This is a genomic window from Ahrensia marina (assembly GCF_042140245.1).
Lineage (GTDB): Bacteria > Pseudomonadota > Alphaproteobacteria > Rhizobiales > MH13 > MH13.
The window spans coordinates 215,295-240,312 of record NZ_CP159483.1; the positions used below are offsets into that span (position 1 = coordinate 215,295).

General features: G+C 56.9%; 29 protein-coding genes and 1 tRNA gene. 18 read left to right on the top strand and 12 right to left on the bottom strand.

Annotation, left to right across the window (positions count from 1 at the left end):
- Positions 1-6 precede the first annotated feature (6 nt).
- The gene (yihA, locus tag ABWH92_RS01035) at positions 7-747 is read left to right on the top strand and encodes a ribosome biogenesis GTP-binding protein YihA/YsxC (protein ID WP_375571337.1); all 741 of its coding nucleotides are present in this window, start codon (positions 7-9) and stop codon (positions 745-747) included.
- Here the strand turns inward: yihA and ABWH92_RS01040 are convergent.
- Together ABWH92_RS01040 and ABWH92_RS01045 are read right to left on the bottom strand one after the other, a co-directional pair.
- Positions 681-1,271, bottom strand: a complete 591-nt coding sequence (locus tag ABWH92_RS01040) for a DUF4166 domain-containing protein (RefSeq protein WP_375571339.1) — start codon at positions 1,269-1,271, stop codon at positions 681-683. The two genes, yihA and ABWH92_RS01040, sit on opposite strands and share 67 nt — an antisense overlap.
- A 3-nt stretch (positions 1,272-1,274) precedes the next feature.
- On the bottom strand, positions 1,275-1,739 hold the full coding sequence (locus tag ABWH92_RS01045) for a thiol-disulfide oxidoreductase DCC family protein (RefSeq protein ID WP_375571341.1): 465 nt from the start codon (positions 1,737-1,739) through the stop codon (positions 1,275-1,277).
- Positions 1,740-1,898: 159 nt separating this feature from the next.
- Here ABWH92_RS01045 and argB point away from each other — a divergent pair, with 159 nt between their 5' ends.
- From argB to ABWH92_RS01080, 7 genes are all read left to right on the top strand, one after another.
- Entirely contained in the window at positions 1,899-2,813 is a 915-nt protein-coding gene (argB, locus tag ABWH92_RS01050; protein WP_375574301.1) for an acetylglutamate kinase, read from the top strand.
- A 14-nt stretch (positions 2,814-2,827) separates the two neighbouring features.
- On the top strand, positions 2,828-3,550 hold the full coding sequence (locus ABWH92_RS01055) for a pyrimidine 5'-nucleotidase (protein ID WP_375571343.1): 723 nt from the start codon (positions 2,828-2,830) through the stop codon (positions 3,548-3,550).
- Positions 3,551-3,588: 38 nt separating this feature from the next.
- Positions 3,589-4,440, top strand: a complete 852-nt coding sequence (gene dapD / locus ABWH92_RS01060; protein WP_375574302.1) for a 2,3,4,5-tetrahydropyridine-2,6-dicarboxylate N-succinyltransferase — start codon at positions 3,589-3,591, stop codon at positions 4,438-4,440.
- Between the two features lie 18 nt (positions 4,441-4,458).
- A complete protein-coding gene (locus ABWH92_RS01065) occupies positions 4,459-4,881 on the top strand; it encodes a DUF805 domain-containing protein (protein ID WP_375571344.1) in 423 nt (140 codons plus the stop codon).
- Between the two features lie 116 nt (positions 4,882-4,997).
- The gene (locus ABWH92_RS01070) at positions 4,998-5,474 is read left to right on the top strand and encodes a DUF805 domain-containing protein (protein ID WP_375571346.1); all 477 of its coding nucleotides are present in this window, start codon (positions 4,998-5,000) and stop codon (positions 5,472-5,474) included.
- Positions 5,471-6,667 (top strand): succinyl-diaminopimelate desuccinylase, encoded by a 1,197-nt coding sequence (gene dapE / locus ABWH92_RS01075; protein WP_375571348.1) that lies wholly within the window; start codon positions 5,471-5,473, stop codon positions 6,665-6,667. Before ABWH92_RS01070 ends, dapE begins: the two co-directional genes overlap by 4 nt.
- A gap of 127 nt (positions 6,668-6,794) precedes the next feature.
- Positions 6,795-6,938 (top strand): hypothetical protein, encoded by a 144-nt coding sequence (locus ABWH92_RS01080; protein WP_375571350.1) that lies wholly within the window; start codon positions 6,795-6,797, stop codon positions 6,936-6,938.
- 552 nt (positions 6,939-7,490) lie between these two features.
- Here ABWH92_RS01080 and ABWH92_RS01085 read toward each other — a convergent pair.
- Complete coding sequence (locus ABWH92_RS01085) at positions 7,491-7,934, bottom strand: winged helix-turn-helix transcriptional regulator (protein WP_375571352.1); 444 nt, start codon at positions 7,932-7,934, stop codon at positions 7,491-7,493.
- A gap of 94 nt (positions 7,935-8,028) precedes the next feature.
- Between ABWH92_RS01085 and ABWH92_RS01090 the strand changes: the two genes are divergently transcribed.
- The 3 genes from ABWH92_RS01090 to ABWH92_RS01100 all read left to right on the top strand — a co-directional run bounded on the left by ABWH92_RS01090 (position 8,029) and on the right by ABWH92_RS01100 (position 9,454).
- Positions 8,029-8,385: a VOC family protein gene (locus tag ABWH92_RS01090; protein ID WP_375571354.1), complete on the top strand. Its 357-nt coding sequence runs from the start codon at positions 8,029-8,031 to the stop codon at positions 8,383-8,385.
- Between the two features lie 3 nt (positions 8,386-8,388).
- The gene (locus tag ABWH92_RS01095) at positions 8,389-8,787 is read left to right on the top strand and encodes a hypothetical protein (protein ID WP_375571356.1); all 399 of its coding nucleotides are present in this window, start codon (positions 8,389-8,391) and stop codon (positions 8,785-8,787) included.
- Between the two features lie 88 nt (positions 8,788-8,875).
- The gene (locus tag ABWH92_RS01100) at positions 8,876-9,454 is read left to right on the top strand and encodes a dihydrofolate reductase family protein (RefSeq protein ID WP_375571357.1); all 579 of its coding nucleotides are present in this window, start codon (positions 8,876-8,878) and stop codon (positions 9,452-9,454) included.
- Positions 9,455-9,460: 6 nt separating this feature from the next.
- On the opposite strand, the gene truA is transcribed toward ABWH92_RS01100, so the two are convergent.
- Positions 9,461-10,198: a tRNA pseudouridine(38-40) synthase TruA gene (truA, locus tag ABWH92_RS01105; protein WP_375571358.1), complete on the bottom strand. Its 738-nt coding sequence runs from the start codon at positions 10,196-10,198 to the stop codon at positions 9,461-9,463.
- A 57-nt stretch (positions 10,199-10,255) separates the two neighbouring features.
- Positions 10,256-11,182, bottom strand: coding sequence for a methionyl-tRNA formyltransferase (gene fmt / locus ABWH92_RS01110; RefSeq protein ID WP_375571360.1), 927 nt, complete (start codon positions 11,180-11,182; stop codon positions 10,256-10,258).
- A 144-nt stretch (positions 11,183-11,326) separates the two neighbouring features.
- Here fmt and pheT point away from each other — a divergent pair, with 144 nt between their 5' ends.
- Positions 11,327-13,735, top strand: coding sequence for a phenylalanine--tRNA ligase subunit beta (pheT, locus tag ABWH92_RS01115; protein WP_375571362.1), 2,409 nt, complete (start codon positions 11,327-11,329; stop codon positions 13,733-13,735).
- On the opposite strand, the gene ABWH92_RS01120 is transcribed toward pheT, so the two are convergent.
- Entirely contained in the window at positions 13,732-14,106 is a 375-nt protein-coding gene (locus tag ABWH92_RS01120; RefSeq protein ID WP_375571364.1) for a hypothetical protein, read from the bottom strand. The genes pheT and ABWH92_RS01120 overlap by 4 nt on opposite strands.
- A 229-nt stretch (positions 14,107-14,335) precedes the next feature.
- On the opposite strand from ABWH92_RS01120, the gene ABWH92_RS01125 reads away from it, so the two are divergent.
- Positions 14,336-14,425: transfer RNA gene (locus tag ABWH92_RS01125), tRNA-Ser, on the top strand.
- A gap of 232 nt (positions 14,426-14,657) precedes the next feature.
- On the opposite strand, the gene ABWH92_RS01130 is transcribed toward ABWH92_RS01125, so the two are convergent.
- From ABWH92_RS01130 to ABWH92_RS01150, 5 genes are all read right to left on the bottom strand, one after another.
- Positions 14,658-15,605: a glutathione S-transferase family protein gene (locus ABWH92_RS01130; protein ID WP_375571366.1), complete on the bottom strand. Its 948-nt coding sequence runs from the start codon at positions 15,603-15,605 to the stop codon at positions 14,658-14,660.
- Between the two features lie 7 nt (positions 15,606-15,612).
- Positions 15,613-16,065, bottom strand: coding sequence for an SgcJ/EcaC family oxidoreductase (locus ABWH92_RS01135; protein ID WP_375571367.1), 453 nt, complete (start codon positions 16,063-16,065; stop codon positions 15,613-15,615).
- Positions 16,065-16,613 (bottom strand): DUF924 family protein, encoded by a 549-nt coding sequence (locus ABWH92_RS01140; protein WP_375571369.1) that lies wholly within the window; start codon positions 16,611-16,613, stop codon positions 16,065-16,067. Before ABWH92_RS01140 ends, ABWH92_RS01135 begins: the two co-directional genes overlap by 1 nt.
- Positions 16,614-16,618: 5 nt before the next feature.
- Complete coding sequence (locus tag ABWH92_RS01145) at positions 16,619-17,485, bottom strand: NmrA/HSCARG family protein (RefSeq protein ID WP_375571371.1); 867 nt, start codon at positions 17,483-17,485, stop codon at positions 16,619-16,621.
- A 104-nt stretch (positions 17,486-17,589) separates the two neighbouring features.
- The gene (locus ABWH92_RS01150; protein WP_375571373.1) at positions 17,590-18,450 is read right to left on the bottom strand and encodes a LysR family transcriptional regulator; all 861 of its coding nucleotides are present in this window, start codon (positions 18,448-18,450) and stop codon (positions 17,590-17,592) included.
- 115 nt (positions 18,451-18,565) lie between these two features.
- Here ABWH92_RS01150 and ABWH92_RS01155 point away from each other — a divergent pair, with 115 nt between their 5' ends.
- Together ABWH92_RS01155 and ABWH92_RS01160 are read left to right on the top strand one after the other, a co-directional pair.
- Positions 18,566-19,126, top strand: a complete 561-nt coding sequence (locus ABWH92_RS01155) for an NADPH-dependent FMN reductase (RefSeq protein ID WP_375571375.1) — start codon at positions 18,566-18,568, stop codon at positions 19,124-19,126.
- Between the two features lie 3 nt (positions 19,127-19,129).
- Positions 19,130-20,296 carry an MFS transporter gene (locus ABWH92_RS01160; protein WP_375571377.1) on the top strand — a complete coding sequence of 389 codons (1,167 nt, stop codon included), beginning with the start codon at positions 19,130-19,132 and terminating at the stop codon, positions 20,294-20,296.
- Between the two features lie 552 nt (positions 20,297-20,848).
- Here ABWH92_RS01160 and ABWH92_RS01165 read toward each other — a convergent pair.
- On the bottom strand, positions 20,849-21,118 hold the full coding sequence (locus tag ABWH92_RS01165) for a helix-turn-helix domain-containing protein (protein WP_375571379.1): 270 nt from the start codon (positions 21,116-21,118) through the stop codon (positions 20,849-20,851).
- 34 nt (positions 21,119-21,152) lie between these two features.
- Here ABWH92_RS01165 and ABWH92_RS01170 point away from each other — a divergent pair, with 34 nt between their 5' ends.
- The 3 genes from ABWH92_RS01170 (at position 21,153) to ABWH92_RS01180 (ending at position 24,989) form a co-directional block, all read left to right on the top strand.
- A complete protein-coding gene (locus ABWH92_RS01170) occupies positions 21,153-22,067 on the top strand; it encodes a tyrosine-type recombinase/integrase (protein ID WP_375571381.1) in 915 nt (304 codons plus the stop codon).
- A 131-nt stretch (positions 22,068-22,198) separates the two neighbouring features.
- Entirely contained in the window at positions 22,199-23,440 is a 1,242-nt protein-coding gene (locus ABWH92_RS01175; RefSeq protein ID WP_375571383.1) for an O-antigen ligase family protein, read from the top strand.
- Positions 23,441-24,161: 721 nt separating this feature from the next.
- Positions 24,162-24,989: a glycosyltransferase family 2 protein gene (locus ABWH92_RS01180; protein WP_375571385.1), complete on the top strand. Its 828-nt coding sequence runs from the start codon at positions 24,162-24,164 to the stop codon at positions 24,987-24,989.
- The last annotated feature ends 29 nt before the right edge of the window (positions 24,990-25,018 follow it).

A 25,018-nucleotide genomic window follows, 5' to 3' on the forward strand; every position in this document is an offset into this window, starting at 1 on the left:
GCCGTCATGGCTGCGCATGAGGCTGATCTGGAGGCGATTGGCCTGTCAGAAGGATTGCTGGACGCGGGCGATCAGCTGTTTGCCCGCGAGTGGCTGTTTGAAAAAGGCGTGGTTGCCGCCTCCGGCCTTCCGGTCGATGGGCGAATTGAGATTGCTTTTGCCGGCCGCTCCAATGTTGGCAAATCCTCCCTTCTCAACGCGCTGGTCAACCAAAAGGGTTTGGCGCGAACCTCCAACACGCCAGGGCGAACGCAGGAACTGAACCTGTTCTCCGCTGACGGTATGCCCTTCCGTATCGTTGATATGCCTGGCTATGGCTTTGCCAAAGCACCGCTTGATGCGGTGGAAAAATGGAACAAGCTCATCCGCCGCTACCTGCAAGGCCGCGTGGAACTGGCACGGGTGTTCGTGCTGATCGATTCTCGCCATGGGCTGAAGAAGAACGACCTCGACATCCTGAAAATGCTCGATGAGACGGCGGTGAGCTATCAGATCGTGCTCACCAAGACCGACAAGCTGAAACCCGGCCAGATCGAACGGGTGAAGCAAAGCGTACTGGATGGCATCCAGCGACGCCCCGCGGCCTATCCCTTTATCGCCGTGACCAGCAGCGAAAAGAAGCAGGGCATCGACACGCTGCGCGGCTTCATTGCCCGCCTTTTGAATGATCTGGGTGCCCTTCAGTTTGAGGCGGGTGTGGATGACGGCGCAGGCAACTCATCCTCAGGAACCAGCCACCCTTTGTAGTGCACCAGCAAGGCCGTGCCGCCTGGGAACCAGGACGGCGTTGCTAGACGAATATCAAAGGTGAAGCGGCCATCGTCGACACCCTCATGAGCGTCCACCGAGGGCAGCAGTGGGGAAGGCACTGGTAACACCAAAAACCAGCCTCGCCGCAACGCGAGCTGCATACCGCCTTGGACGGGCAGCAGCTCCTGCTCAAATGTCATCAGCCCGACACGCTCACGAACATGATACGGCCTTTTCGATGACAGGCAGGTTGAGCGAAACACGTGCTCACCAAAGCGTCGCGACCATTGCTCGCGGGTTTGAAACCGCATTTTGGAGACTTGTACGGGTATGTCATCGCCAACCGGCGGGAAACCGAACACCCAACAGACAAGTCCTGCGATCACCCCACGGCCACGTTTGATCGTCGCCTTGCCCGAGAACGAGGCCTTTGGGCCGTCTTTGTGCAGGGCTTGGACTGCCGGGTGAATTTCTTGCCATCGATCACCCAGAGCTGCACGGAAGAGTGTAGGGCTGCCCAAGGCTTAGTCCATCAACTTAGCGCGAAGCCGAGGGTCAGGCACTGCACACATATCGGTGCGCCCAAACAGGGCATAGCGATTTCGCGCCAACCGCAGATACAGCCAATCCTGAACCGCTCGCGGCAACAGGCGCAGCGGCTGCAGGAGCCACCCAATGCCTCCAACCAAGCGCCCAGCGCGGATCATGGCGTCCAATGACGTGTAGGCTTTGCCGTTGACCAACAGGAGCCAACTTTCTGGGTCACCCACAGAAAGGCCGTAGTGTGTAAGAATTGACCGTCCTAGCGGTGTCTGTACCCGACAAATTTTGAAACGATCATCGCGATCGAACCGAGCAATGAGTCTAGCTCCAAAAGTGCAAAGAACGCATTCGCCATCCATGAAGGTGATCGGATCGCTGTCGTCAAAGTCAGGAACGTCAGGATCGGCGCGGTAGGAATAATCCTCGCGGACCGTAAGCGATGTCATGGTGTGCCATACCTCCAGACCGATACGACAGTGATGCATGACGTTGTCGCAGTCGACCTGGCGTGGTGACGCAGATTGTTAGGAAAGCTTGACCTTTGGCGCTACACAGTGTCCTTCCTCCACTCGCCTTTCTCTGATCTGAAGCCTCAAGCCTTTTTCATGCCCTTTGACGATGATCCCAACGTGCCGCTGGAACCCAAGCCTGTGCGCCAAGCCCGGCTGATCAGCCAGGCTCTGCCCTTCATGCAGCGCTACACAGATCAAACCATTGTGGTGAAGTATGGTGGGCACGCCATGGGCGATGCGGAACTGTCTGCCGCGTTTGCTCGCGATATCGCCCTGCTGAAACAATCGGGCATCAAGCCGATCGTGGTGCATGGCGGTGGACCGCAGATCGCCTCCATGCTCGACAAGCTAGGCATTGAAAGCCGGTTTGAAAGTGGTCTGCGTGTCACGGACGAACAGACCATCGAGGTGGTCGAGATGGTTCTCGCCGGCTCCATCAACAAACAGATCGTACAAGAAATCACCTCGGCTGGCGGCAAGGCCATCGGGCTCTGCGGCAAAGACGGGCAGATGGTGACGGTGAAGAAACTCACCCGCACCACGCGCGATACCGATTCCAACATCGAGAAAGTGGTCGATCTTGGCTTTGTCGGTGAACCAGAAACGGTCAATCCGTCCGTGCTCGATATGGTCACGCAAGAAGCGCTGATACCGGTCATCGCACCGGTGGCCTCAGGTGCTGATGGCAAGACCTACAACGTCAACGCTGATACCTTTGCTGGCGCTGTGGCGGGCGCGCTGAACGCAACCCGGCTTTTGTTCCTCACCGATGTCGACGGCGTGTTGGATGCTGAGAAAAACCTCATCCCCGAACTCACCATCGCGAAGGCGCGCACTCTGATAGCCGATGGGACGATCGCAGGCGGTATGATCCCAAAAGTTGAGACCTGCATTCAGGCTGTGGAGCAAGGCGTAGAGGGCGTTGTTATTCTCAATGGCAAGGTGCCGCACTGCGTGCTGTTGGAACTCTTCACAGCCCACGGCGCAGGCACGCTGATCACCCGATAGAAAGCTGAGCCACTATGGTAACCGAACACGAACAACATAGTGGTCTTGAGGCGTTTGCACGCGTTGAGAACTGGATCTTTGATCTCGATAACACGCTTTACCCGCATCACTCGAACCTGTTTGCGCAGATCGACGAGAAGATGACCTCCTACCTTTCCAAACTGATGGATTTGGAAAAGGGCGAGGCGCGCAAAGTTCAGAAGAGCTATTATAGAACCTATGGCACCACGATGCGTGGTCTGATGATTGAGCAGGGCATCACGCCGGACGATTTCCTCGACTATGTGCACGACATTGATCACTCGGTGCTCGAACCAGACCCCAAGCTCAACACCATGATTGAGGCGCTGCCGGGCCACAAATATGTGTTCACCAACGGGACTGTGAAGCATGCCGAGGCTGTGCTTGACCGGCTTGGCGTCTCCACCGAGTTCCAGCACATTTTCGATATCGTCTCAGCCGACCTTATCCCGAAGCCAAACGGCTCGACCTATGACAAATTTCTTGAGCTCACCGGCATTGACCCCGCCAAAGCGGCCATGTTCGAGGACCTCTCGCGCAACCTCAAAGTGCCGCATGAGCGCGGTATGCTGACCACCTTGATCGTGCCGCGTGGCACCCGTGAGGTTTTTCACGAGGACTGGGAGCTGGAGGGCCGCGATGATAATCATGTGCTCTACGTCACCGACCATCTTGCGGACTTTCTTGAAGATATCCGCGCCGCCATTTCACACTGACCGACCTTTTGGAAGGACCCTCCCCCATGCACCATGCCATGACCGACCACGCCGCCATTGAAGCCACCGTCACCAAGGCCTTTGACGAGCGGGACACGATCGATGTGAACACACGTGGTGAGGTTCGCGATGCTGTCGATGCAGCATTGGATTTGCTCGACAAGGGCAAAGCGCGCGTTGCGACCCGTGGCGAGGACGGCACGTGGACCGTGCATCAATGGCTGAAAAAGGCGGTGTTGCTCTCCTTCCGTTTGACGCCGATGGAAGTCATCAAGGGCGCGCCGGGCGATGCTGTTTGGTGGGACAAGGTTCCATCCAAATTTGATGGCTGGGGCGCCATGGACTTTGAAAAAGCTGCCTTCCGCGCTGTGCCAGGCGCAGTGGCAAGACGTTCAGCTTTCATTGCTCCCGGTGTGGTGCTGATGCCCTCCTTCGTCAATCTGGGCGCCTATGTGGATGAAGGCACCATGGTCGATGGCTGGGCAACGGTCGGCTCGTGCGCTCAGATCGGCAAGAACGTGCATCTCTCAGGCGGTGTAGGCATTGGCGGGGTGCTGGAGCCCATGCAGGCAGGGCCAACGATCATTGAAGACAATTGTTTCATCGGCGCACGTTCTGAGGTGGTTGAAGGCTGTATTGTGCGTGAAGGTTCCGTGCTTGGTATGGGCGTGTTCATTGGCCAATCGACACGCATCGTGAACCGCATGACCGGCGAAATCACCTATGGTGAAGTTCCCCCTTATTCGGTGGTGGTGGCTGGATCGATGCCGAGTGCAACGCCGATGGGCAATGGGCAGCCCGCACCGAACCTCTACTGCGCGGTGATCGTCAAACAGGTTGATGAGAAAACCCGTTCCAAAACCGGCATCAACGAGCTGCTGCGCGACTAACACCAGAGACGCTTTTCCATGTTCACCTACTTCCTGTCGCCCAAAGGTCGTTTTCGGCGCCGTGACTATTGGTTTGGCATCCTTGTGGTGATGATCATCCTCGCGCTTGGCCTCAGCGCTGACTTTGTGTTCCGCGACGTTGAGATGATCCCCACCGGCACGCCGGGTGAGTACACTTTGGAGCCAGCTCCCTTGTTTCTTGGATTGGCTGGCGTTGTCATTCTATGGCCGTGCCTGGCCATGGGGATAAAACGCTGGCATGACCGCGACAAATCTGGCTGGTTTGTTCTGCTGGGCATGGTCCCGATCGTGAACCTCTACGCCTACTTTTCATTGCTCTTTCTGCCAGGAACGCGCGGCCTCAATCGCTTTGGCCCCGATCCGCGCGAGGAAGAGCGTTATCTGCGCACCAGCGAACACAGCGCATCGAGCCACAACTAGGGTCGCAACCTGAGGCTCTTTGCGATTTACCCTTGAAAGCGGGCGCTCTTCCAAACATCTAGAGAGACAGGTGAGCGATCCTGTTCACCAGCTCTCTTCTTCGCAGGACCAACCCTTTGGCCAACCCGCCGCCTTTGCCGCCCTCCAACGCTTCACAACAGCCACCTTCAGGTCCAGCTGGACCGGTGGATTGGCACACATTTTTCTGGCTGTTCTTTCGTTTTGATGGGCGCGTCGGCCGCCAAGTGTACTGGTTGTCGGTTTTGTTCTTGGCCGCACTGGTAGGCGCGAGCGGGCTGTTCGTCGTCGACCCTGACACCGGCAGTGTAGTTCTGACGCCAAGTCCGGTGGCGTCGTTCATTTATACGATGTCCTCCATCTGCTCGATCTTGGTGTCCATCAAGCGCTTGCACGATCTGAACATGACAGGCTTCTTCGCGCTTGGCCTGATCATTCCACCGGTGGCGATCATCATGTCGCTGTGGCTGGGTATCCGCAAAGGCGATGAGGGTCCCAACAAGTTTGGTTGGCAGCGCGATGCGCGCCCCACCCAACCACCACCAACCATGCCGGATGATGGGGACAAGGAATGAGCACGCCTGATGAGGCTAACTTGGATGTTCGCGATCCAGTGGCCGTTCTTCAGGCCTTGATCCGCTATCCAAGTGTCACGCCTGAAAGTGCCAGCGCTCTGGATGGTGTGGCAGCGATGCTGGCCGGCCTTGGTTTAGACAATGACCAGCCGGTTTTTTCCGCCCCTGATACCCCCGATATTGCCAACCTCTTTTCGGCCATCGGTTCTGTAAGTGGTACGAACGCCAAGCATTTTGCCTTTGCTGGCCATTTGGATGTTGTGCCGGAAGGCGATGCCAACGATTGGTCGCATGACCCGTTTGCCGCGATGATCGAGGGCGGCAAGCTGTATGGGCGTGGCGCGGTGGATATGAAAGGCGGCGTTGCAGCGATGATCGCCGCCAGCGCCCGATTTCTTGACGCCCATGGGCCAGACTTCGGTGGACGGTTGTCCTTTATCCTGACCGGTGATGAGGAAGGCCCCGCCGTCAACGGCACCGACCCGCTGATGAAGCACATCGACCAAAAGGGTGAGCGGATCGACGCCTGCCTTCTGGGCGAGCCGACCAATCCAGAAACTATGGGCGAGATGATCAAAGTTGGGCGGCGTGGGTCGCTCACCGCCACGATCACGGTTGAAGGCGTTCAAGGGCATGTCGCTTACCCGCATTTGGCCGCCAACCCGCTGACGCCTCTGGTGAACGCGCTCGCTGCACTGAAAGCGCCACTGGATGAGGGCACCGATCTTTTCCAGCCTTCCAATCTTGAACCGGTCACCATCGACACCGGCAATCCAGCAACCAATGTGATTCCGCAGCGCGCCAGCGCACGGGTGAATGTGCGCTTTAACTCGACCTGGACCAAAGCCAGCCTGGAGGCTGAGCTGCGTGGCCGACTGGACGCCGTTGACTGGCAAGGTTGCAGCTATGAGCTTGCCGTTAAGCAAGATGCGAGCGAGGCGTTTTACACGCCACCAGGCGCGTTCGTGGATAGCTTGGTGGATGCCATCGAAGCTGCAACCGGCATCACGCCAAAACTCTCAACATCTGGCGGCACATCCGATGCACGCTTCATCAAGGACTACTGCCCGGTGGTGGAGTTTGGTCTTGTCGGCCAGACCATGCATCAGGTGGATGAGCATGTTGAGATTGCCCATCTTGAAGCGCTGACAGACATTTACGGCCAAGTGCTGGAGCGTTTTTTCGAGCGTTAGATCCGCTCCTTAAGACTCCATTTGTGGTCAACAACCCCACCATCGATCCCTCCCCAGCGCGGAGAGAGGGCATATTGCTCCCGGCTCTTTGATCCCCCCTTTGGGAGCGGTAAGGGGTGGGACATGGATGGATCAACCAATCACCGGCAAGGTCTGGTGGTTGCTGGAGAAACACCAAAACCACCGCTCTTTAGGAGAGCAGTGTGGGCTGATCGATGGCAGGACTGACTTGTTTTCAAACAAAGCACTGCAGGAAGACGGGGTGCCGTGAAGCATCGCCTTATGACTGTAGAAACAAATTCGATGCCGCATGGCACCCCGTACGAGACGTTTTTTGGCTTATCCGGAGGATCCGGGGTGAGTTAGCTTTTTCTCCACCCCAGGCGCACAAACGACGGCCATAGGTTTCCCCACCCCGCCGAGCCACAAATGATGCGGGGGCTTTTGGCCATGTCTTGGAAGCTACGCACTAAGCGTACCAACCAATCCACTTTTGAGTGACGCTCTGTGCTTGGCGCACAACCGCTTTCACTCTCGACCCGCCACGTGTTGTCCAAGCCTTTGCTCGCAGACCAGACCACATCCGGTTTCGCCCTCATGAAGCTATGGGCCGTTACCCCCAAACCAACGATGAGCGCTCGCCCTTCCACCGGCCTGGGGAACGACCCCAAGCCTCCCTAGGTGTGATGGAAGGCAAGGCGATCATGCCGGACGAAAATGGAGGCGGGGATAAGCCCCGCGGTTGTTCGCGCAGCGAACAGAGCCAAAGCAGGGGCGGCTGTGCATAGGCACAGAGCAAGAAAGATGAGGTTGTCCCGCAGCGCTATGCGCTTTGCGTCATAATCTGCCCATCCACGCGGTCGATTTCAGCCTCATACCAGGCAATCGTCGCTTTGGGGTCGTCGCGGAAGGCTTTGGCGAAGGACTCCGGCGCTTCGGTGTGCTCATCATACTCGGTCGACCAGACCAGCATGCCCAGAAAGGCTGGCAACAGCGCGCGGGCCTTTTGAGTGGGGCGGTAGAACACCTTGCTCTTTTTCTTCGGGTCAACATGGCGGCTGAGCATGCCGGTGTCTTCAAGACGCGTCAGTCGGTTCGCCAGTACATTGGTGGCAATGCGTTCGTCTGAAGCCAGAAACTCACCGTAGTACCGCTTGCCGTGCAGCAGCACATCGCGCAGCAGCACAAAGCACCATTTGTCACCAAAGATGCCCGCCGCATACCGCGCTGGGCAGCCAACCCAGGCTTTTTTGTCTGCTTGTGTCATGTGCCGAGATATAGGCGCTGACTTTCCACTTGCAATTGGCAAGTTGTTGGCCTAGCAATTCACTTGCAAAAAACAAGTGAAATGGAGAGGCCTTATGGCAGCACCGTTTGTATGGTTCGACAACATCGGACCTGATCGCACCAAAACAACCGACTTTCTGACCCGAACATTTGGTTGGACCGATAAGGATATCGGCCCGATGACCTTTCTCACCGACGGCGCGTCGCCCGACGGCCTGCCCTTTTCAGCAACATGTGATGCGATGGCAGGTGTCCGTGGATGGGTGCCGTACATCGAGGTCGATGATCTAGAGGCTGAGACCAAAGCCGCCGAAGCCAATGGTGCGACGGTGATTGCAGAGAACCAAAAAGGACCAGCGGGCACGGCAAGTTTCATCACGGACCCAGGCGGCGCACCGTTGGCGTTGTGGAAGCGTGGCGAAGGCATGTGACCTGTGGCCAAGCACGCTTTGTCGATCCTTGCGTTCCTGATCGTCTCCTTCGGCGTGCAAGGGTTTTCCCACTCTGTCATCAACGCCGAGCATTTCGCCACAATCGCGTTCATGCGCCCTCACCCGATCCTCATCCTTGGCCTTTCGGTGATGCTGGTGCAGGGCGCTATCATGTCGGTGGCACTCGACAAGATAAGCCCAAAGGGAACCACTGTTCGTGATGGGCTGGTGGTTGCACTTGCCTTCGGCGTGTTCTTAGGCAGCTACATCGCGCTCGTGGAACCATCGAAATACGCCGTGCCGTCTCTGCTTGGTTGGATTTCGGTCGAGGGCAGCGCTAGCTTGGTGCAGTTCGTGGTTTCTGGTGTGCTGATGGGCCTCATTCACCGCAGACTGGGATGAACAGTTGGTCATCCAGCCAGTTGAAATCCTCAACCAGCCATCGAAGTGATATTCTGATGAGAACGATACCCTTTTTGAGAGAGAGACCATGAGAGACCTCGCGATCCTGACGTTTCAAACCTTGGATGGCGTGATGCAGGCGCCGATGATGCCTGATGAGGATCGTTCAGGTGGCTTTGACAAAGGCGGTTGGGCCGCGCCCTACTTCGAAGAGGTGATGGCTCAAGTGGGTCGCGAGGCGATGGCAGCACCGTACGACATGCTGTTCGGACGCAAGACGTATGATCAGTTTGCAGGCCATTGGAGCACCGTCGAAAACGATCCGGCAGCAGATCGTATGAACGCCGCTCGCAAATATGTTGTCTCGAACGGATCGCCCAGTTTGAGCTGGACCAACTCGCACCTTATCCATGGCGATGTGGCGGCTGAAATCAAAGCCCTCAAGGCGCAAGAAGGCCCTCTCCTCCAAGTGCATGGCAGCGCTGAGCTGATTCAGACCCTGCTCAGCCATCAGCTCATCGACGAGTTTCGTTTGTGGACCTTTCCGGCGGTCGTCGGCGCTGGCAAGCGGGTCTTCGAAACCGGTGCTCCACTGGACAGTCTGCGCCTCATCAAATCTGAAGCCTGTGCCAATGGTGTCGTTATGACCATCTATCGAACGGCGTAACTGGGCCTAATAGTCCACCCTCGTAAACACCAACCCGTCAGGTGGCGCGACGGGCGCACACGCATGACGGTCGCGCGCGTTGAGCATGGCCTCAACATCATCGGGGGTGAGCCTGCCCTCCCCTGCCTGCTTCAGAGCCCCAACCAATGAGCGCACCTGGTTGTGCAAGAAAGAGCGAGCAGCCGCCTCGATCACCACATGCTCGCCTTCGCGCCGGACATTCAGCACATCGAGCGTGCGCATCGGGCTGTTGGCCTGGCACTGCACGGAGCGAAAGGTTGTAAAATCATGATGGCCGATCAGCCGGTCGGCAGCTGCTTGCATCATGACTTCATCCAAGGGCTTGGACACCCCCCAAACATAGCCCCGCTCCAGCACCGGTTGGGGGCGACGGTTCAAGATCGTATAGCGATAGTGGCGTTTGGTGGCAGAGAAGCGGGCATCGAAGTCTTCACCGACCTCTTCGGCAGTCAGCACGGCGACCTTTTCTTCTCGCATATGGGCGTTCATCGCATCGCGCACCGTGTCGGCCGGCCAATCTTTTTGCAGATCGACATGGATCACCTGGCCTGTGGCGTGAACGCCGGTATCAGTGCGTCCAGCTGCTTTCAGCGTGACCTCTTCGCCGGAAAAGGCTGTGACCGCAGCTTCCAGAACGCCTTGCACAGTGGGCGGGCCATCCTGGCGTTGGAACCCGGCATAGGGACCGCCATCATATTCGATGAGAAGCTTGTATCTAGGCATCGCTTTCTCGTTGGACACGCCGCTGCGCGCCTTCGGCCCGACCGCTTGGGTGTTGGCTCATCCCAACTGATCACCGGGCTTGAGCCCCGCCCCGTTCAAAAACGTCGCCACATCCATCGGCTTCTTGCCCGCGCGTTGCACCTCGATCAATTTGATGGCGCCGTCACCACACGCCACGCCATGGTCATCGAGCAGCGTTCCAGGCGTGCCGGATCCATTGGCCGGTTCCACCCGCAGCACCTTTAAACGCTCACGCTTGCCCTTGGCCTCAAACTCCGTCCAAGCACCAGGAAAAGGCGAAAGCCCGTGAATGTGCCGCAGAACGTTGAACGCCGGGCGCGACCAATCGATCTTCGCTTCGGCTTTCTCAATCTTAGCGGCGTAGGTGGCGCTGTCCTCGTCCTGCTCGGTCAGTTGCAGAGACCCGCGTGAGAGAGCCGCCATCGCCCGGCCCATCAAGTCCGCCCCAAGCCGGGCTAGCCTGTCATGCACATCTTGCGCCGTCATGGTGTCGGTGATGGTCAGCCGCTCGGCCATCGCGACCGGGCCAGTGTCGAGGCCTCTGGCCATCTTCATCACCATCACGCCGGTTTCAGCATCGCCTTCCATAACGGCCCGATTGATTGGCGCAGCGCCCCGCCAGCGCGGCAACAGCGAGGCATGCAGATTGTAGCAACCATGTTCTGGCGCTTCGAGAACGGCCTTGGGCAAGATCATGCCATACGCAACCACCACCGCCGCATCGGCACCAAGGTCGGCAAAACGGTCCTTTTCCTCATCACTTTTCAGGCTTTGGGGGTGCAGCACGGGGATACCCAGCGCCTCAGCCTGTTCGTGCACAGGCGAGCGGCGCAGCTCCATGCCCCGTCCGGCGGGTGCGGGGGCACGCGTGTAGCAAGCGATGATCTCGTGGCCCTGTCCAACCAGTTCCAGCAATGTTGGAACGGCGAAATCCGGCGTTCCCATGAAGAGAAGTTTCAGCATGGGCGTGGTGTAGCTTAAGCGCCAAGCATTGCAAGTTTCGCTGGTGCGTTCGCGTCGCTCTCGCCCCAAGCATTGCAAGGCGCGACGATCCATGCGATTTCGCACAGCAGCATTTTCACCCGTCTTTGCGGATATTGTTACGCCATGAAGTTCACGCTTTCCTGGCTCAAGGATCACCTTGAGACCGACGCCGATCTGGCCACCATTGTCGACACCCTCACACGCATCGGCCTTGAGGTCGAAGACGTGGATGACCGCGCGCTTTATGCGCCCTTTGTGATCGCCAAGGTGGTGAGCGCCAAGCAGCACCCCGATGCTGATCGGTTGCGCGTGCTTGACGTTGACACCGGGTCCGGCGACCTGGTGCAGGTGGTGTGTGGCGCGCCCAACGCGCGCGAAGGCCTGACAGGCGTTTTTGCGCCTCCAGGTGCCTATGTGCCGGGCATCGACGTGACCCTACAGGTTGGCAAAATTCGCGGCGTGGAATCACGCGGCATGATGCTTTCAGAACGCGAGTTGGAACTCTCCGATGAGCATGACGGAATCATCGATCTGACCACCGAGGTGGCTGCTGGAACCTCCTATGCGACATTCGCTGAGCTTGATGATCCGGTGATCGATATTGGCCTGACGCCCAATCGACCTGACTGCACGGGCGTCTATGGCATCGCTCGCGATCTTGCGGCGGCTGGCGTTGGCAAGCTGAAAGATGGCACCGTGCCTGTCATTGCAGGCGACGGTGCTTGCCCCGTTTCTGTCACGCTTGATTTCAAGGGCGAGAGCCTCTGCCCAACCTTTGCCCTGCGCCTGGTGCGTGGCGTGAAAAACGGCCCCTCACCGCTTTGGATGCAAAAGCGCCTGAAGGCCATTGGCCTGCGCCCGATCAACACGCTGGTGGACATCACCAACTATGTGACGTTCGACCGTGGCCGTCCGCTACACGTGTTCGACGCTGCCAAGGTGAAGGGCAATCTCACCGTGCGCGAGGCCAAAGATGGCGAGCGCTTCCTGGGGCTCGACGGCAAAGAGTACACGCTTGATACCAGCATGTCTGTGATTGCCGATGAGAACGGCGTAGAATCGCTGTCGGGCATCATGGGTGGCGAGGAGTCTGGGTGCGATGAGACCACCACAGACGTGCTGATTGAATCCGCGCTTTGGATGCCCGACAACATCGCCTCCACTGGCCGCAAGCTCGGCATTGTCACTGATGCGCGTTATCGCTTTGAACGCGGTGTGGACCCCGCCTTCAACGAGCAAGGCTTGGATTTGGCAACGCAGTTGGTCGTCGATCTGTGCGGTGGAACACCGACGGAAAAGACGGTTGCTGGTGCCATCCCCGATGTCGACAAGATCATTGATTTCCCAGTCGCCGAGGTGAAGCGCCTGTCCGGCCTTGATGTGCCAAGCCATGAGGTGAAAGCCATCATGAAGCTTCTCGGCTTTTGGGCGGCAGGCTCTGGCGAGGAGCTGAAAGTGGCGGTGCCAAGCTGGCGCCCGGATGTGGAAGGCAAAGCCGACCTGGTGGAAGAGGTGATGCGCATTGAAGGCGTGGACCGCGTGCCCGTGACCCCATCGATTGGTCGCCAAACGGTGATCCAGCCGGTGCTGACAGACATCCAGAAAAAGACCCGCCGCGCCAAACGCGTGCTGGCAGCGCGCGGCCTTATGGAGGCGGTCACCTGGTCGTTCGTGCGTCAGGATGATGCGGAGCATTTTGGCGGCGGATCAGCTGTGCTGCAGCTCGCCAACCCGATCTCCACGGACATGAGCACCATGCGCCCCAGCCTGTTGCCAGGCCTTTTGCGCAACGTTCAAGCCAATGTGGATCGCGGCACCCGCGACGTGGCGCTGTTTGAAGTTGGCCAGGTGTTTGCTGGTGATGCGCCGGAGGACCAAACCATTGCTGCGTGCGGCGTGCGCCGCGGCACTGCTGTGATGGCAGGCCAAGGCCGTCATTGGGTGGGCGATTTCCCCGTTGTTTCAGCCTTCAATGCTAAGGCCGATGCGCTGTCGTTGCTCGATGATTTGGGTTTGGACGCCTCCACCGTACAGATCGAGGCAGGTGGGCCCGATTGGTATCATCCAGGACAGTGCGGCACGCTGCGCCGTGGCAAGGATGTTTTTGGCCATTTCGGTGCACTTCACCCTCGCCTGCTCAAAGCGATGGATGTGGAAGGGCCAGCGGTTGCATTTGAAATCACGCTCGATGCCATCCCCGCGCCGCGCAAGAAGGCGACGCGCACAAAGCCGCCGCTGACTCTGCACGACTTGATGCCCGTGCGCCGTGACTTCGCCTTCGTGGTGGATGTTGATACAACCGCCGACAAGGTGCTGCGCGCGGCCAAAGGCGCCGACAAAGCGTTGATCAGCGATGTCTCGCTGTTTGACGTGTATGCCGGTGAGCGAATGGAGACGGGCAAGAAATCGCTGGCCATTGAGGTCACGTTGCAACCGCGCGAGCGCACGATGACCGACGAAGAGATTGATGCTGTGTCGGCCAAGATCGTTGGCGCCGTTGAGAAGGCAGCTGGTGGGGTGTTGCGGGCCTAGAGCATAAGGCCCGCGGCGCCCATGGCGGCGACGGGCACGAAAAGCCAGCCTTGTGGGATGGTGCTGTAACGCCATCCCCGCAAGGGACCGATCGCGATACCTGCCAGCGCGAATCCCGCCGCGAGAAGCGTTCCGCCAACGGCATAGCCTGAGTTGTTCAGCATAACTGCCAACGCAAACAGGATCGCCATGATTGCAATGGTGGCCGACACAAAGTGCCAACAAACATAAAGCACCTGGCGAGCCATGTCCGGAAGGCCCTCGTCAGCAAGCAGGGGCCGTGCAACCTCTTTTCCGCCGAGGATGAGGTGGACGAAGAACCAGGCCAGGCTAAGCAACGACGCGGCGGTAAACAGGATAAGAGGCAGCATGGTAAAGAGTCTCCGAGAATGCGCGCCTCTTAGCCTTAGAGTTTCGCCTGATGCCACCCGACCATTGGTCACAGCGCGCAGGCTTTACTCTTTTTCTCATTGGTGGTGCGAGAGACCTTGAAAGCTGGCCTGACCCGCGCTAACCACGCGCATTCTGGGCGCAGCGCGCCCATGCGAAGTTTGCTCTTCGCTTTCAAATAAGCTTGCGTGCGCTTTTCAGCGAACGTTGGGACAGATGGCCGAGTGGTCGAAGGCGCACGCCTGGAAAGTGTGTAGGCGGGTAACCGTCTCGAGGGTTCGAATCCCTCTCTGTCCGCCATTTCCATAAAACGGTAGCGCGTCCGAACCCGTTTGGCGGGTTCAGAGCAGCACGGTTGAGTTTTCAGGCTCACCATAAGCCGGTCCGGCCTTACGGTGGGAGATTCTCGGGCGAACTTATCTCAAAGTTCGGCAAAATCGTCGGCAGTAATGCAGAAGAAAGCGGTCATTTCAGAAGCCGTAGGGGTTTCGCACCTTCCTACTCCGATCGGATATTCTCAAAAGTTGCCAGTTCACAGAAAGCTGTGCGGCCCACGCGGCACGATTCTCGTTGGATTGATCCAGTGCAAGCTCCACCAATAGTGCGGAACAATGTGGTCAAGGCGCACGGTGTAAGCCACCCCTGGGCGTGCATGAAGATCACGCATCCATCGGCTGATCGCTGGATAGTCTGCAAGCTGGCGCCAATTGCATTTGAACAGGCCGTGGTAGACATGATCGAACCGAACAGCCGTGGTGAACAAGCGCCAATCTGCCTCGGTGACATGCCCACCCGCCAAGTAGGGCTGCTCAGACAGGACCTCTTCGAGCCAGTCTAAAGACTCAAACAAATCAGCAACCGCTTCGTCATACTGCTCCTGCTTTGATGCAAAACCAGCCCGGTAGACGCCGTTGTTGATGGTGCGAAACACCCGCAAATTTGTCTCGTTGATTTCGGGAACCAGATGACGCGGCCGGTATTCAGCCTCGATGCCCGTTACGTCGACAAAAGCTTCGTCGAACATTCGAATAATCTCAGCGCTCTCATTCGAAACGATGGTTTGGTGCTCTTTATCCCAGAGGACCGGAACACTGACGCGACCCGTCATATCGCGACGGGCTTTAGAATAGATGTCACGCAGATATCGAGCTCCGTTGAGCGGATCGCCGGTGGTGCCATCGATGTCCATATCAAAGGCCCAGCTATCTTCCCCTAAATAGGGAGAGACCACCGACATGCCGATATGGCTCTCAAGACCTTTCAGGGATCGATAGAGGATCGTGCGATGCGCCCATGGACACGCATAGGAGACGTAGAGATGATAACGCCCGCTTTCAGCTTTGAACCCGGCTTCTCCGGTTTCTCCTGCTGAACCGTCCCGCGTGATCCAACTTCGAAACGTTGTTGTCTCGCGCTTGAATGCGCCATCCTCCACTTCATCGTCCTCATAGACCCACTGGCCATCAATCATCATACCCATCTTGGCGTCACCGTTGATAGCTGATGGGGCGCAGGCCAGATGGTGCCGCAATATGCGTGTCGGCACCTTCAACCCGGTCTGTGTTCTGGCAGCTCACAATCCGATACCCGTCTGAGCGCCGCTGTGTGACCATCGAAATCACAGCAACGCGCTGAGCAGCCGTCTCACCATCGGGCGCTGTTTGTCCATCAAGCGTCGATACTGTGTGAACGATCTGGATGTCTGGTGTGAGCTCGCGAACGCGGAGTTCCGTGATTTCACACTTGGCATCGCCAAAGATGTGCCGAAAGCCATAATCATGGGCTTTGCGAATTTGTTTCGCGTTTCGCCACCAGAACCCCACAACATTGACGAAGTCAGCGTCGTCAACAAACAAAGCCGCAATGGCATCGGCATCGCCAGCATTCCAAGCATCGAAGAAGGCCCGTGCAACCGCTTCACCGTCTTCAAATGTCGTCATCACGCGCCATCCTTTGCTTCTAAGAAGTCCAGTTCTGAAGCTGTACTTTGTCGCCCCAACCGCGCGTTGCGATGTGGAAAACGACCGAAACGGGCGATGACGTCTCGATGTCCGCGCGCCCAGTTCAGCCCAGCTTCAGGGCCATAGGTTTCGTGCAACTCCACGCTGCGGCGTTGATCGTCCAAGTTCTCACTGTGCATAAACGGCAGATAGAGAAACGAGCGGCGCTTATCCTCTTTCGGCAGCGCGATATCGTCACCATGCAAAAGACATCGCTTGGCTAGCGCCAATGCCGCATCATCGCTCGCATAACTTTCCGGCGTTCCACGAAAGATCATACGCGGCACTTGATCAAGCAAGATCAAGAGGGCCAGTCGGCCCTCCCGCGTTTGCTCCCAATGGATCAAGTTGCCGTTGGCGCCGAGTTCATAGGTTTGCCCTAGAACCTCTTTCACGCGCGCATCAAACGCAGGTGTTGATGCGAACCAATGGGCCTTGGTATCATCGCTGAACCAGAAGCTCAGAACCTCGGCAATCGTTGAGGCCATCTCGCTTACTGATCCCAACCGGTAGTGCGCAGATAGGTGTCAAAGCTGGTGATGTCGCCAAGCCAATGCTTCAGATAATAGGGCGAGCCATCCATGCCGTAAGTGTCGAAAGAGCGATACATCAGCATCAGCTCTTCGCCTTGCTCGGCCTGAACCTCGTCCCATGTGAGTTGCTGATAGCGAAGCTCGCGACCAAGGACTTTGCCGAGCGTTGCCGTAATCTCCTCCATCGTGGAAACATCGCCTGTGATAGGCGCGGCTTTGTTGGCCCAAACCTCGGGCTTCTCAAATGCTTGCGCAACCATGCGGCCGATGTCATCGCAGGCGATCTGCGCGTAGGGCATCGTTGGATGCATTGGATAGCGAACCAACCCTGACTCCATGATGCTTTGGCGATCCCATTCCCAATTGTCCATGAAGGCGGCAGGGCGAAAAACGGTCCACGGTTTGCCGGACGCACGAACGGCCATCTCGATGTTCCACTTGCTGTCGAGATGCGGGACTTCGGTGTTTCGGTCCATCGTCGACGCACCAGTGTAGACGACGTGCTCAATGCCGGAGGCAGCCAGCGCAGCGGTCAAGTTGAGCCCCTGGCGCTCTTCAGCCTCCACACCGGCCTCCAGAAAATCCTGCACAGAGTAAAGCCCAGCAGCACCTTTCAGCGCCGCATCTAGGGACGCTCGGTCTTCCAGATCAGCCGCCACCACTTCTGCACCGGAGTCGGCCAAGGCCTGAGCGGCAGGTTTGGAGGGGTTGCGGGTGAGCGCCCGCACTGCGTGCCCACCCGCCAACAGATGGCGAGCAACAGCGCCGCCCTGTTTGCCGGTGGATCCTGCGACAACGATTGGACGGTCATATGTCTTTTTGATCATGTTTTTCTCCCAACTTCTTCGTGTTGGGATCAATATGATATGCCGTATGAAAGCTGAGAATGACAACAAATGCGCTTTCAATGCGCATTTATGCTACAAGGCAATCATTGGGCCGATCTTAGGATGCGGGCAAGCGCCTGCACCTTTGCAGTCCGATGCAAATCCATATGAGAGACCGCCCATATGGTTTCATGCCAGTCTGCTTGGGCTTGCCAGACGGAAACAAGGTTCTTTTCTGCTGTGTTTTTCAGCGGGTGAAACCCAACACCAAGACCTGCTCCAACCGCTTCCCACAAAGCCAAGACTGAGTTCACCTTGACGTTGATCGATGCGCTTGGAACCACCTCATGAAGCCATTGCAGATAAGGAGTATCGGGCGCAGATGCATCCACCCCGATAAAGCGATGATGAGCGAAGTCTTTGATCGAGTTGGGTTTACCGTGGGCTTCTATATAGTCCTGGCTTGCAAACAGACCCATTCCGAGCGAGCCGATATCAAGGACGACATTGTCAGGGTGGTTTGGCTTTGGACCGATGCGAAACGCCATATCAGCTTCGCCATATTCTAGCTTGAGCTTCCGATCACTGCTGATCATGCGGATATCCATGCCAGGATGATCCTTCTGAAACCGCGCAATTTTTGGCAGTACGTAAGGAACAAGCACATCCAGGCAGGTGATCACGATCTCGCCATGCAATTCATCTGCTGAACCGCGGGCAAGCCGCACAAGTTCTCCAAACTGAGTGCCCGTGGCATCGGCTATGCGTAAGAGCTCCTGACCGAGTTCTGTCGGCGTGAAGCCGCGGGCGTGTCGTTGGAAAAGCTTTGCACCCAGTTCTGTTTCAAGCGCATCGATGTGACGTGTCACGGTCGCACGATGCACACCCAACGCCTCAGCAGCAGCGCTGATGGTTTGCAGCCGCGCGACCGTTGCCGCGGTTCTGATCTCGTTCCAATTGTCCATCGTTCATGCCGCAAATTCGCGCATTAAGAGCGCGTTTTCGTATCTTTTATGCGTAAATGTAGCATGTCAGACTCGGCCAAGAAAGTGAAAACTGTTTTGTAAATCGAGACTGAAAATGAAGATCCTGGCCTTTGGCGCGAGCACGAGTTGTAACTCAATAAATCGCCAACTTGCCTATCACGCGGCGAGCACTCTCGCCGCTGCATTCGACGGCAAGTGCTCCATTGATCTTCTCGATCTCAACGACTTTGAAATGCCCATCTTCTCGGTCGATCGCGAAAGAGAGATCGGCATTCCGCCCCAAGCCAAAGCGTTCATGGCGCGCATTGAGCGGGCTGATGCGATCATCGCCTCGTTTGCCGAGCACAACGGCACCTACACCGCAGCTTTCAAGAACATTCTCGATTGGGCATCACGGATCGACATTGACGTCTACCAAAACAAACCAGCTTTGTTTTTGTCCGCTTCCGCCGGTGACCAAGGTGCAGCAAGCGTCTTGGCAACCGCCGTTGATAGTGCGCCCTACATGGGCGCAGATTTGCGCGGCAGTTTGTCGGTTGGTCCCTGGGACGTCACGTTCGATGCAGAACTGGCGACATTCAGTGATGGCTCAATGCGCCAACGTTTGCGCGAAAGCCTTGCAGCGCTGGTTGCTCCAGCAACAAGGAAAGCGTAGCCGATGCCGTATGCTGTTTATCTGCTGGCACTTGCTGCCTTCGTGGTCGGAACCCAGAGTTATGTGTTTTCGGGGCTGTTAGCCGACCTTGCCGATGATTTGGATGTCTCTGTCGCAACGGCCGGACAACTTTTGGCGGCATTCGCAATTACAAGCGCCATCGCCTCGCCCTTGGTGGTCAGCGCTCTGTCGCTCTTTGAACGCAAGCGAGTTTTGATTGCGTCTTTGGCGAGTGTTGCGATCATCAACACACTTACTGCCTTCCTTCCTGTGTTCGAGGGCTTTTTGGCAGCGCGTATTTTGGTTGCCGTCGTTTCGGCGGCGGTCATGCCAATGGCAGGAGCCATCGGAGCAAGCCTCGTCCCGCCCGAGAAGCAAGGCCAAGCCCTTGGTATCATCCTGTCTGGACTAACAATCGCCTTCATCGCTGGCGTACCATTGGGAACGGTTGTTGGAGGCCTGTTTGGCTGGCGTGCGACGTTCCTCTTCGCGGCGATCGTCGCGCTGGCCGTGATCCCGGCCATTGCTTTTGGTGTGCCGTCAAGCCGACCGAATGAAACTGCGCCGCGCGCGGACTGGGGCGTAGCTAAGCTCCCCATCGTTCAGCTTGGATTGTTCTTGATTGGAATGTCCTTTGTCGCCGCCTATCCGGTGATTGCCTATCTTGGTCCAGTCATCACAGAAACCACTGGCTTTGAAGGAGCAGCCATTGGCGCGATGCAGTCCGCAATCGGATTTGGCTCAATGGCCGGATTGGTAGTGGGTAGCCTTCTGGCAGACCGGCGTGCCTTCCTACCCAACATGCGGGTGATGTACTTGGTACTGGCCGTTGCATTGTCGCTTTGGACTGTTGCTTTTGCAGTTGGCGTAGCTGGTTCGCTTGCCACCATAGCGTTTGTCGCGCTCGTGATTTTCTTCACATCCGCAGCATTGATCGCGCCGTCACCAGCGATTGAAAAAGCTCTCGTGCAGGCCGATCCCAACCAAAGCGCCCTCACGCTCGCGATGAACACATCTGTTATTTATCTCGGCCAAGGCGTGGGGGCCGGCCTTGGTGGTCTGGTTGTTGGTTCATTGGGCTTTGGAATGCTTGGCTATGTAGGCGGCGGCGTCGCTTTCGCCGCGTTCGTCGTTGCCATGCTTTATCGAAACTCATCGGGTCGAAGCTGACACGCAATGGTATGCGTTAAGTGATTGAGTGTTCGATAGGGGCTCGACCCCGCCTTTTGGCGCTAATCTATAGCCAAGGTGGGCTGTTTCATCTCATCCTGATTTTGATTAAACCAAAACCCAGCAGAGAATTCAAAATTACTTCCCGGTCTTCTAGATCTTGGAAAAGATCATCCAGAAGGTTCGGACTTTGTCCCAGCAGGTCCGCCATTTTTCCGTGATGTGGTTCTACGATCCAATCGCATGCTTGGTGCAGTGCTAGGTTGATCCACCAACTTCCACGACTTCTACCAAACGGTGGTGCGCGCTTTGCTTCGAAGGACAAACGCCGTCTATCGTGAACACGAATCGTGACAGCATATTGCACATTGACTTGCAATCCCGACGAACGCCAAGTGGCGTTATCGGGCGTTGAGGGTTTTTGCGGGATTAAGTGGGAATAGCTGGGATTTGGCGGGAATGCGAAGGAACGGACGCGTGAGACATGGCTCGTGGCAAGGGCCAGCAGAAAATCAATGATGAGCATGTGAGGGTGAAAGCTCGCGGTCTGATCTAGCGCTCCGACCTATTGTTTGTCTCATCATCGGCCTGTCGGCGCAGGCGCACACCCGGTGAGTTCAACGGGTCGCCGATGAACTCGATACCGGCGCTTTCAAGGGCTTCTTTCACACGCTCAAGCGTGCCCGCGCGGGAAGGTGGGATCATGTTTGCGCTTTCGAAACGCTGGATCGTCTTCCAAGTGACATCTGCTTTCTCGGCCAATTCAGCGGCGGATATATTTAACAGTCCGCGCGCAGCACGAATTTGAACCGATGAGATCATTGACAGGAGCTCTTTAAGTACTATTTTATGACTTATGAATGATCTGGTTCGATACTCCAGCAATTATGGCCACACAGCAAGTGTCCTTGACGCCATCTTCGCACGGTGCGTTGGCGCATATTCCGACTTCACTCTTCGAGGCTATCGGTGCGACTTGGACATCTTTACTGCTTGGTGTACCAACAAAGGCGCAGAAATCATCCCTGCTTCCGCAGACATCGTGGCTGCGTTCATCGATGATCAGATCGCGAACTATTCGTACGCTACGATCCGGCGGCGTGTTTCGGCTATCAAGTTCCTGCATCGCATGTGCGATCTCCCGTCACCCATCGACACATCGGTGGTTTATCTTTCGCTTCGCCGCGCTGCACGGACCAAAGGTCGCCGTCCGAAACAGGTGCGTGGGTTGACCGCGGAGATTTTGACGTCGATCCTTGATGCCTGTCCGCAGACCCTCGCAGGGCTGCGCGACGCAGCGATCGTCAGCGTTGGTTACGATACACTCTGTCGCAGTTCGGAGCTTGCTTGGATGAAGGTAAATGATATCGATCTTGCGAGCCAAACTGCCTACATTCCACGCTCCAAAAACGACCCGTTCGGCGATGGCCGATTGGCTCGTTTATCCTCCGCGACGGCAGAAAAAATCGATCAATGGCTCCGGACATCGGGCATCAACGATGGCCCACTGTTTAGGGGTCTTGTGGCCGGGAAACTTCGCCAGGGACATATGGAAACATCCTCAGTCAGGCGGCTCGTCAAAGCATCTGCGCGGCGAGCTGGCCTGGACCAAAACATCGTTGCGTGCTTGAGCGGCCACTCAATGCGTGTGGGCGCGGCGCAGGACTTGATGGCAGCTGGCTACGATACCGTCGCCATCATGACGGCAGGCGGCTGGAAGAATGTCGAGGTCGTCGCGCGATATGTCGAAAAGGCGGCGCTTGCTCGCTGAACTAGCAGGTATGGTTCGATGGCCATAAAGTATGCTTTTCCAACTGACTTGCCATTGCGTTTGTGCGTTCGAGATGGTTGAAACTCTTGCTCAAAACTAGGTCTCCTCACCTCACAAGCTGCAGGACTCACGTGATCAGCGTTGTAAGACCACCTTGGCCGAGTAGCCTTGCCCTGGCTATTCTCCTTGCAACACCCGTTGCAACAGCCCTTTCCCGCAACATCGCCTTTCCGATGCTGGTCCTCGCGACGGCCCTTATTGTGCTGACGTCTGTGCAAACTGATGGCCTCGCCAAGTCATGGGCCATACTGAAACAGTCCGTCTGGCAAATCATGACATCATCGCCGGTCGGCCCGCTTGCGATTGCAATCATCCTGTTTGCCCTAGTTTCTCTCTCTTGGGCACCAGAGGCCTCAAGAGGACTTGGCGCGCTTTCTCAGACAACGGTCGCAACGCTGGCAGCGGCCGTATGTTGTCTCTTAATGGCTCGACAGGTCGAGGTGCCAGGTTGGTTGGTCTGGGCACTACCCCTTTCGGTGATCCTTGCCTGCGTTCTTATCCTGATCGAACTGCACTTTGGCAGCCCCATTCGATCGGCTCTTGGTGCGTCGGCAGAACCTTTTCGTCTCAATCGCGCGGCTGTCGCAGTGGTATTGTTTCTTCCATTGATCCTTTTGCTAGAAGGTTCTCGGAAGCGCCCACTCGTCACCTTAGCGATAGTCGTTCTGGCTGTGGTTGCAGTTTTCCTTTCCCACTCTGAGTCCGCAAAACTGGGCGTATTTGTTCTTGCTGCAACATCAGCTCTGTCGCTGACAGTTAAGCCGCGAACATTGGCACTTTTTGTAGGCCTTGCCGTTCTTGCCAGCCACGTGTTTGCCCCAGCTATCGCCTTGGCACTCTATAAGACCGTCACACCAGAAGCGGTTGCTTCACTATCATCGGTTCTCACAACACACCCCCATCACTTTATACGCCTAGAGATATGGTGGGCCTATACTCAGCAAAGCCTGAATAGCCCGCTCTTCGGACACGGCTTGCAGGCATCACTGTGGGCGAATGAAGCCTACCGTGGCACAGACCCCGTAGTTGTAAGCCGCCTCGCTTACGGTCACCCACACAATGGGTCGCTGCAGGTCTGGTATGAGCTTGGCTTCATGGGCATTCTTCTCTCATCGGCCTTGATGGGGCTTTTCCTGCGCCAAATACTACGACTTCCGGAAAAGTCGACGAGGATTGCGGCGATCCTGATGGCCGGGGCATGGTCTGTCGCCTATGTCAGCCATGGCGCCTGGCAGCATTGGTGGTGGGCGCTGGTCGGTATTGTAGTTATTACCCTAACGGCATCAACGCTTAAAGCCTACATACAGCCATAAGGATGGTAGACATTCTCATACCGGGTTAAATCAAGCTTCCGGTTGAGAAGCCATGGTGGCTTTCAATGTTTGAAAGTATTCGCACTCGTGGACGGCATAACAATGAGCTGGAAGAGCAAAACAGTTGAGCAGGTTGTTTAACGCCGCCAGAAGCGGAGGCCAGACTGATCGGAGTGCCAACGATCAGCAAGTTCATACGCGGATTGAGCGTGTCAGAGCAGACAAATTGTTCGCCAGGGATGTTCCCGAGGAAAGCCTATCCCATCCATAGACTTGAAGCGATACCCGATGAACGCTCGTTACGGGCAAATTTTTTAAGGCTTTTTGCGCTCTACCCAACGTGCACTCGCGTGGCGGCCGAGTTTGCTGGAGCAAATTCGGAACACGGGCCGGATGCGCCTTACGATCCTTTGAGGCCCATCGGGACTTTTTTGCCGACTGGCCCGCGTGGACCGTGCTCATCCCCGTCCTTGCTTTAAGCATGCAACTTTTTCGAGCGTTCGCAAGGCTCAAGAACTGATGAGCGTCCAGGCGCTCTGCCCTTCTCCAAGCCAAGGGAAATAGCACCGGAAAACTCTGCCTCAGCTAATGTGACTTAGGGAAAACAAATCGCAGAAAACCTGTCGCAGGCCAAGAATTGTGTTGCTATTGAATTGCGAATGCCCGATTCGAGGCCAACGAAATCCTGCGTACCCATAACTGCCCATACAAAGTTATTCTCATGCAAATCGATAACCATCCAACTCCGGTCAAGCACCCTTCTATCAGCGTGGGCGTGGTAACTTATCAAAGCGCCGTGACGATAGCAGCGACGTTGGAGAGCCTAGTCGTGGCGGCCCACGCCTACCCCGGCGAGGTGAACATATGGGTTCGGGACAATGGCTCGAGCGATGAGACGACCGCCTTGATCGATCAGATCGCGGCGACGGAACCGACGCTTGCCATGGTCGATGGCAGTGACAACATCGGATATGGCCGCGGTCACAATGCGATTTTGAGGCATTCGGAGGCTCCCGTGCACGTGATCTGCAATCCGGATATCGTCGTGACGCCGGGTTTCTTCCGGGACAGCGCGTCGTTTCTGGCCGACCATCGTGATGTCGGTCTTATGAGCCCTCGCATGACTTGGCCGGACGGATCCGTACAGCATTCTAACCGGCAGCATCCAACCGTGCTTGATCTGGCTCTGCGTCGGTTTGCCTTGGGCCGCCTGGGCGACATCTGCAAGAGCAGAATGGCACATTACGAAATGGCCGAAATCGGTTATGAGACATCCTACGACGTGCCTTTTTGCTCCGGCGCCTTGATGGTTTGCCGACGATCAGCTCTCGATGCGGTTGGAGGGTTCGACGACCGATTTTTCCTCTATTTCGAAGATGCGGATCTGTCTCGAATGCTCCAGGCTGCAGGTTGGAGAACCGTCTTCAACCCCGATGTCACCGTTGTGCATGGATGGCAGCGTACGGCGCATAGGAGCGGGCGCATTGCCTTGGTGTTGGTGCGCAATGGCATTCGGTACTTTGGCAAATGGGGATGGCGGCTTGCCTGAACCCCCGTATATGGTGCAGCTGGCTCACT

Coding starts and splice junctions, on each gene's coding strand:
- yihA (WP_375571337.1), top strand. CDS start 7: ATGGCTGCGCATGAGGCTGATCTGGAGGCGATTGGCCTGTCAGAAGGA.
- ABWH92_RS01045 (WP_375571341.1), bottom strand. CDS start 1,739: ATGACATCGCTTACGGTCCGCGAGGATTATTCCTACCGCGCCGATCCT.
- argB (WP_375574301.1), top strand. CDS start 1,899: ATGCCCTTTGACGATGATCCCAACGTGCCGCTGGAACCCAAGCCTGTG.
- ABWH92_RS01055 (WP_375571343.1), top strand. CDS start 2,828: ATGGTAACCGAACACGAACAACATAGTGGTCTTGAGGCGTTTGCACGC.
- dapD (WP_375574302.1), top strand. CDS start 3,589: ATGACCGACCACGCCGCCATTGAAGCCACCGTCACCAAGGCCTTTGAC.
- ABWH92_RS01065 (WP_375571344.1), top strand. CDS start 4,459: ATGTTCACCTACTTCCTGTCGCCCAAAGGTCGTTTTCGGCGCCGTGAC.
- dapE (WP_375571348.1), top strand. CDS start 5,471: ATGAGCACGCCTGATGAGGCTAACTTGGATGTTCGCGATCCAGTGGCC.
- ABWH92_RS01080 (WP_375571350.1), top strand. CDS start 6,795: ATGGATCAACCAATCACCGGCAAGGTCTGGTGGTTGCTGGAGAAACAC.
- ABWH92_RS01085 (WP_375571352.1), bottom strand. CDS start 7,934: ATGACACAAGCAGACAAAAAAGCCTGGGTTGGCTGCCCAGCGCGGTAT.
- ABWH92_RS01090 (WP_375571354.1), top strand. CDS start 8,029: ATGGCAGCACCGTTTGTATGGTTCGACAACATCGGACCTGATCGCACC.
- ABWH92_RS01100 (WP_375571357.1), top strand. CDS start 8,876: ATGAGAGACCTCGCGATCCTGACGTTTCAAACCTTGGATGGCGTGATG.
- truA (WP_375571358.1), bottom strand. CDS start 10,198: ATGCCTAGATACAAGCTTCTCATCGAATATGATGGCGGTCCCTATGCC.
- fmt (WP_375571360.1), bottom strand. CDS start 11,182: ATGCTGAAACTTCTCTTCATGGGAACGCCGGATTTCGCCGTTCCAACA.
- pheT (WP_375571362.1), top strand. CDS start 11,327: ATGAAGTTCACGCTTTCCTGGCTCAAGGATCACCTTGAGACCGACGCC.
- ABWH92_RS01120 (WP_375571364.1), bottom strand. CDS start 14,106: ATGCTGCCTCTTATCCTGTTTACCGCCGCGTCGTTGCTTAGCCTGGCC.
- ABWH92_RS01130 (WP_375571366.1), bottom strand. CDS start 15,605: ATGGGTATGATGATTGATGGCCAGTGGGTCTATGAGGACGATGAAGTG.
- ABWH92_RS01135 (WP_375571367.1), bottom strand. CDS start 16,065: ATGACGACATTTGAAGACGGTGAAGCGGTTGCACGGGCCTTCTTCGAT.
- ABWH92_RS01140 (WP_375571369.1), bottom strand. CDS start 16,613: ATGGCCTCAACGATTGCCGAGGTTCTGAGCTTCTGGTTCAGCGATGAT.
- ABWH92_RS01145 (WP_375571371.1), bottom strand. CDS start 17,485: ATGATCAAAAAGACATATGACCGTCCAATCGTTGTCGCAGGATCCACC.
- ABWH92_RS01150 (WP_375571373.1), bottom strand. CDS start 18,450: ATGGACAATTGGAACGAGATCAGAACCGCGGCAACGGTCGCGCGGCTG.
- ABWH92_RS01155 (WP_375571375.1), top strand. CDS start 18,566: ATGAAGATCCTGGCCTTTGGCGCGAGCACGAGTTGTAACTCAATAAAT.
- ABWH92_RS01160 (WP_375571377.1), top strand. CDS start 19,130: ATGCCGTATGCTGTTTATCTGCTGGCACTTGCTGCCTTCGTGGTCGGA.
- ABWH92_RS01165 (WP_375571379.1), bottom strand. CDS start 21,118: ATGATCTCATCGGTTCAAATTCGTGCTGCGCGCGGACTGTTAAATATA.
- ABWH92_RS01170 (WP_375571381.1), top strand. CDS start 21,153: ATGAATGATCTGGTTCGATACTCCAGCAATTATGGCCACACAGCAAGT.
- ABWH92_RS01180 (WP_375571385.1), top strand. CDS start 24,162: ATGCAAATCGATAACCATCCAACTCCGGTCAAGCACCCTTCTATCAGC.